Raw genomic sequence first — 1888 nt, 5'->3', positions numbered from 1 at the left:
TGTTGTGTGCCGAGCATGATCGACAGCTTGGAGGTGCAAGTCCTCTACCCAGCCTGATGACGGCGAAGGGTTAGCGAAGCGCAAGGGCGTCGTCGCGAGGCGGGGTCCGAAGGAAGCGTGGAGCAAACCCGCGACCCGATGGACAAGAACCGGATACGAGGCCTACCCGGCCGGACGAGCGGGCAACTGACCGCGAAGTCCATGGTCATCAAGGGCCGGGGTGGTAAATTCGGCGGGTGTGCGGGGAAGGCGGTCGATCTTACCTCGGGAGATCTGCGCCGTGTCCGGAATTCCGGACTGAGCCCGCCGTGAGGCGCGCTGATCGCGGTGCAGAAGTCAGCAGAGGGCATAGTAGCTGTCGGGCTCGCTCGGCAGTGAAGGCCCGAACGGTTGGAAGGACGAGTAGGACGGAGCTCTCGCATTGGCCATGCGGCGGAAAACCCAGCTTGAGCTGGCCTTTCCCGGGACCGGAGGGGGTGAAGCCCGCGCCCGCCTCGGGGCAGGGACCGAAGCCAACACGGCGAACGCCGTTCCCGAAAGCCCGGCGGCTATGGCCGGACCGTGCATGGAAGCGATTGTCGATCGCGACAATCTGAGGAAGGCGCTGGCGCAGGTCCGGCGCAACAAAGGGGCGCCGGGGGTCGACGGCATGAATGTCGAGGCCTTGGTGCTGCACCTGAGAGACCACTGGCCCGAACTTCGCATCCAACTGCTCAAAGGCTCCTACAAGCCGCAGCCGGTGCGGCGCGTCGAAATCCCCAAGGCGTCCGGCGGCACCCGTCCGCTCGGCATTCCAACGGTGCTCGACCGCTTCATCCAGCAGGCGGTTATGCAGGTGCTGCAGGAGGCATGGGACGAGGGGTTCAGCGCGTCGAGCTACGGGTTCCGACCCGCACGCTCGGCCCATCAGGCGGTTGCCGCGGCGCAGGCGTTCATTGCATCGGGCCACCGCATTGTGGTGGACATCGATCTGGAGAAGTTCTTCGACCGGGTCAACCACGACATCCTGATGGGGCTGGTGGCCAAGCGGGTGTCCGATCCGCGCCTCCTTCGGCTGATCCGGGGCTTCCTGACCTCGGGTGTGCTCGAAGGCGGACTGGTCGGCCCGATCGACGAGGGAACGCCGCAAGGCGGCCCGCTCTCGCCGCTGCTGTCGAACCTGATGCTGGACGAACTCGACAAGGAACTGGAGCGACGCAAGCATTGCTTCGTGCGCTACGCCGACGACTGCAACATCTATGTGCGCAGCGTGCGGGCGGGTGAACGGGTGATGGCAAGCGTCGAACGCTTCCTGGTCAGGCGTCTGAAGCTGAAGGTCAACATGCACAAGAGCGCGGTCGCCCCGCCGCACCGGCGCAAGTTCCTCGGCTTCAGCTTCACGGACGAGAAGACGCCAAGACGTCGGATCGCGCCGCAGGCTGTGGTCCGGTTCAAGGAGCGCGTGCGGGTGCTGACGATGCGGACGCGGGGCGCCAGCCTCGCGCAAATAGCCAAGGAGCTGTCGCTCTATCTCTTGGGATGGCGCGGCTACTTCAGCTTTTGCGAAACCCCGTCGGTGTTGCGCAGCCTCGACAAGTGGATCAGGCGGAGATTCCGATCCATCGCATGGAAACAGTGGACGCGCGGGCGCACCCGCTTTGCGGAGCTGCGTCGCCGGGGCGTCGGGTACGATCTGGCGGCACAAACCGCCGGCAGCGCCCATGGTCCCTGGCGCATCAGCAACAGCCCAGCGCTCGCCATTGCCTTGCCGAACGCTTTCCTCGCAAGCATCGGCCTCGCTGTCCTCGCCCCTGCCAAGGCCGCATAACCAGCCGAACCGCCCTGTACGGACCCGTACGCAGGGTGGTGTGGGAGGGGAGGAACTGCGAAGCTCCCCCCTATCCCGATT

Annotated in this window: 1 protein-coding gene; it reads left to right on the top strand. The window is 65.6% G+C overall.

The window, feature by feature from the left end; all coding sequences use genetic code 11:
* Positions 1–427: 427 nt before the first annotated feature.
* Positions 428–1807 (top strand): group II intron reverse transcriptase/maturase, encoded by a 1380-nt coding sequence (ltrA, locus tag AC0L2X_RS32310; RefSeq protein WP_473562306.1) that lies wholly within the window; start codon positions 428–430, stop codon positions 1805–1807.
* The last annotated feature ends 81 nt before the right edge of the window (positions 1808–1888 follow it).

The organism is Mesorhizobium sp. WSM4828, assembly GCF_055811175.1.
Note: the sequence above shows the minus strand (reverse complement) of the source record. Positions and strands in the feature narration are given on the sequence as shown.

What these genes read in the sequence shown, in the direction of transcription:
- ltrA (WP_473562306.1), top strand. Translation starts at nt 428, where the DNA reads ATGCGGCGGAAAACCCAGCTTGAGCTGGCCTTTCCCGGGACCGGAGGG.